The following is a 3,752-nucleotide window of genomic DNA, read 5'->3' as shown; positions in this document are numbered from 1 at the left end:
CGCCGTATGTCTTAGCTAATACGTTAGTGATAGCAGCTGTCAGAGTAGTTTTACCGTGGTCAACGTGGCCGATTGTACCAACGTTTACGTGCGGTTTTACGCGTTCAAATTTAGCCTTAGCCATAAGTAACCCTTATTAAACAAAACGGCGGTTTAAAAAATGCAATGTATAAAAACGAGAGGCGAACAAGATGGTGCTGATACCCAGAATCGAACTGGGGACCTCATCCTTACCAAGGATGCGCTCTACCGCCTGAGCTATATCAGCATGTAACATGTTTTGGAGCGGGCAGCGGGAATCGAACCCGCATCATCAGCTTGGAAGGCTGAGGTAATAGCCATTATACGATGCCCGCGGCCTACTCGTAGCTATTTGACTGACTGAATGGTGGAGGGGGAAGGATTCGAACCTTCGAAGGCAGTGCCGGCAGATTTACAGTCTGATCCCTTTGGCCACTCGGGAACCCCTCCACTAATGGTGCCGCTTATCCGAGTCGAACGGATGACCTACTGATTACAAGTCAGTTGCTCTACCAACTGAGCTAAAGCGGCACTACGTCAGTGGGTGCGAATTCTAGTAGAATGCCGGAACAGGCGCAACAGAAAAAACCAAAAAAGCCCCATTTTCTTGTCTGACCGCTCAATTACTGCGCAAATCAACGGTTAATTGTCAATATATCGGGCGAGCCCCTGAAAAATTAATAAAGGCTCGGTGCTGACAGCTAAATCAGCTAACTGCGGTTTAAGATATAACGCATCGCCACCGGTCAAAATCAGGCACTCTGCTTTATTTAGTAACCATCCTTGCTGTATTGCGCCGATAACCGCTGCAAGACAGCCATTTTGCAGACATGAAATAGTTTCTCTACCAGGGATCATTCTGGCATCAAGCAACTCTCTATTAAATACTTTAGCTGTTTGCTGCACCACACTTTGCTGCTGCAAACGCAATCCGGGCATTATCCATCCGCCCTGATGGAGACCATTCTCATCCAGCCAGTCGATAGTTAGCGCAGTACCCGCATCAACAATCATTACAGATTGTCGGCTGAAAAGTTGTTGTGCACCTAATAATGCTAACCAGCGATCAACACCAAGCAGATGCGGTTCTGCATAACAGTTAGTAACCCCAAAAGCCTGCGCTTCTGAGCTAATCTGACGCCAGGGTAAATGGTCGAGCTCAAGTTTTTGTTTCAATGAATCTAACCGGCTATCATTCGCTACGCAGGCAAAATAAACTGCAACCAGCGGCAGTTGTTGCAAGCTCTCCGCTGTCAGTTGCGGTAACGCACTGATGCTGCCAGCATCGAACAAAGCTGCCTTTTCGCGTGTATTACCAATATCCAGCAATAAATACATTTATTCTCCTGAGCGCAAACTTAGTTCACCACCGTAATATACGTCAGTAGATTTTCCACTATCAATAATGATTCCACCTTGGGTATCAACCCCACGGCATATTCCGATTATTGACGATTTGGCCATTAAGGATACCTTCCGGTTCATAAATACGTCACGCTGGTTAAATTCACTAGCAAAAGGTGCAAAACCAGCTGCAGCAAATTCCTGCAATGCGCAGATAAGCTGGCGCTGCAGTTCGGCTACTAAGCTATTACGGTCAACTTGTTGCAGCGTTTCAGTGCGAAGGTCAGTATAGGGTTGGTCAATATGTTGCCTACTTTGATCCGGCATACCAATATTTAAACCGATACCGATCACGACATCACAGCCGGCATCTGCCTGGCCTGACAATTCAACCAGAATACCGGCAATTTTTTTATCGTTAACATAAATATCGTTTGGCCATTTTACTTTTGCTTCAAGTTGATACTGACTTTGCAATAATCTGCAAACAGCCAGACCCACTACTAAGCTCAATCCCATTGCTGCCGGCACGCCCTGTTCAAGCCGCCAGTAACATGAAAAATACAGATTTGCGCCAAAAGGCGAGTACCAGGACCGACCCCGGCGTCCGCGGCCGGCACTCTGAGCCTCGGCAACGATAACACTGCCCGGCAGCATCTTATGTCCCGCCTGCAACCGCTGCAATAGTTGGCTATTAGTTGAATCGGTAATATGCTGCACCAGAATCTGAGCACCAGCTGCTAGCTGCAAACTATTAATTTTATTGGCATCAAGCAACTGAATTGCGTAAGCCAGTTTGTAGCCACGACCTTTTACGCTGAATATCTCCAGGCCATGCTGCTTCAACTCTTTCAGATAGTTTGCTACTGCAGTGCGGCTGATCCCAAGTTGCTCTGCCAGCCATTGCCCCGAGTAGAAGTTGCCATCCGCCAGATACTGCAGTAACTGGCGTTGATAAAGCAGACTGGTTTTAGACATATTGCTGACCATTGCTATCCAGTAACCTGACTTCCGGCTCCAGAACGATCTGGTAAGCCTGATTGACTTTGTTCTGGATCAGAGCAACTAATGACAACAAATCTTCAGTCTGGCCATTACCGTAGTTAACTAAAACTAAAGGTTGTTTCGGGTAACAACCAATATCATTGTTACTGTAACCTTTAAACCCTTGCTGATCGATCAGCCAGGCAGCGGGGATCTTTACCTGACCGTTTGTCAGTTTGAAGCCCGGAACACCAGGATACTTTTCATTAAGTTGCAGAAATTCAGCGTTGCTAATGACCGGATTTTTAAAGAAACTTCCGCAATTTGCCAGCTCTCTGTAATCGGGTAGTTTACTGCTGCGGGTAACAATAACCTGTTGATAAATATCCCGGATAGAACTGGTTTCCGGTAATTTATCAAGCCCGTAATAACTTAATACCGGCTTACTTGCTTTTGACAAGATTATGCCAACTGCAACGATAATGCCTTTACCTGCTAACTGATGCTTAAAAACACTATCCCGATAACCAAAGTTACACTCGTCAGGATTAAACCTTTGTATCGTTTTTGTTTGCCAGTGAAAGTAATCTACATAAGCACAAATATCGGCCAGTTCGACTCCATAAGCGCCAATATTCTGTACCGGAGCAGCACCAACAGAACCCGGAATTAATGCCAGGTTTTCAATACCCCACAGCTGCTTTACCACGGTTACAGTAACCAGCTGATGCCAGTTGAGACCCGCTTCGACATGCAATAAACAGCGAGCAGCATCCATCCAGCTTTCTGTGATGCTTGCACCGGTAAAACGGACAATAGGCCTGCTTTGATCTTCAAGGAAAATGGTATTGCTGCCTTCACCCAGTACCAAAGGTACTGAGCTTGTGTCTAACTGCTGTAAATCAGTCAGATTTCTTACTTCAATAACAGTAGCCAAGCGGGTTTTCAAACGAAAAGTAGAGTAAAGCTCAGCGGGCTGATCGTGGAGGATACGCATAATAACGCCATTACAAAAACGAGGCGACATTGTAAAGCTGAAAAATAGCTAAAGCAAATCCCAGAATCCCCATCAATCCCCCTTTTAGAAAGGGGGAGCTTCAACAACGCTCAAAGGTAGCATGGCGACTAAAACGCCGGGAGCGTTGGTCGGTGTACTACATTGCTCACCCCATCCCTGGGGTTCGCCGCTTTGCGGCCAGCTGAAGCTGTCCAAAAACGTTCCGGACGTTTTTGTCGCATGGGGTCGCCCTGCTCGAGCAGTCCACCGCCAAATCTCAGCCAATAAAAAAGCCCCTGCTCTTTCGAGAGGGGCTGTTTTATTGAATTGGGAGCCTGGCGGTGTACTACTCTCGCATGGCGAATGCCACACTACCATCGTCGCAGCTGCGTTTCACTTCTGAGTT

4 protein-coding genes and 4 tRNA genes are annotated in these 3,752 nt (G+C 46.7%); all 8 read right to left on the bottom strand.

The features are described 5' to 3' along the window. Window positions 1–124 (bottom strand): GTP-binding protein (locus R3187_RS18730; RefSeq protein WP_318968556.1); only part of this gene is annotated, 124 nt, incomplete at its 3' end. A 68-nt stretch (window positions 125–192) separates the two neighbouring features. Next, window positions 193–268: transfer RNA gene (locus R3187_RS18725), tRNA-Thr, on the bottom strand. A 13-nt stretch (window positions 269–281) separates the two neighbouring features. Beyond that, window positions 282–356: transfer RNA gene (locus R3187_RS18720), tRNA-Gly, on the bottom strand. Between the two features lie 30 nt (window positions 357–386). Continuing rightward, window positions 387–471: transfer RNA gene (locus R3187_RS18715), tRNA-Tyr, on the bottom strand. Window positions 472–476: 5 nt separating this feature from the next. Beyond that, window positions 477–552: transfer RNA gene (locus tag R3187_RS18710), tRNA-Thr, on the bottom strand. Window positions 553–663: 111 nt separating this feature from the next. After that, window positions 664–1,359, bottom strand: coding sequence for a type III pantothenate kinase (locus tag R3187_RS18705; RefSeq protein ID WP_318968555.1), 696 nt, complete (start codon window positions 1,357–1,359; stop codon window positions 664–666). After that, window positions 1,360–2,343 carry a bifunctional biotin--[acetyl-CoA-carboxylase] ligase/biotin operon repressor BirA gene (birA, locus tag R3187_RS18700; RefSeq protein WP_318968554.1) on the bottom strand — a complete coding sequence of 328 codons (984 nt, stop codon included), beginning with the start codon at window positions 2,341–2,343 and terminating at the stop codon, window positions 1,360–1,362. After that, the gene (gene murB / locus R3187_RS18695; RefSeq protein ID WP_318968553.1) at window positions 2,336–3,346 is read right to left on the bottom strand and encodes a UDP-N-acetylmuramate dehydrogenase; all 1,011 of its coding nucleotides are present in this window, start codon (window positions 3,344–3,346) and stop codon (window positions 2,336–2,338) included. The genes birA and murB overlap by 8 nt, the downstream gene beginning before the upstream one ends. Window positions 3,347–3,752: the final 406 nt, after the last annotated feature.

It is taken from the genome of Arsukibacterium sp. (assembly GCF_033721375.1).
Lineage (GTDB): Bacteria > Pseudomonadota > Gammaproteobacteria > Enterobacterales > Alteromonadaceae > Alishewanella.
The sequence above is the reverse complement of the archived record's forward strand: the minus strand, read 5'-3'. Positions and strand labels throughout refer to the sequence as shown.

Coding starts and splice junctions, on each gene's coding strand:
- R3187_RS18705 (WP_318968555.1), bottom strand. CDS start 1,359: ATGTATTTATTGCTGGATATTGGTAATACACGCGAAAAGGCAGCTTTG.
- birA (WP_318968554.1), bottom strand. CDS start 2,343: ATGTCTAAAACCAGTCTGCTTTATCAACGCCAGTTACTGCAGTATCTG.
- murB (WP_318968553.1), bottom strand. CDS start 3,346: ATGCGTATCCTCCACGATCAGCCCGCTGAGCTTTACTCTACTTTTCGT.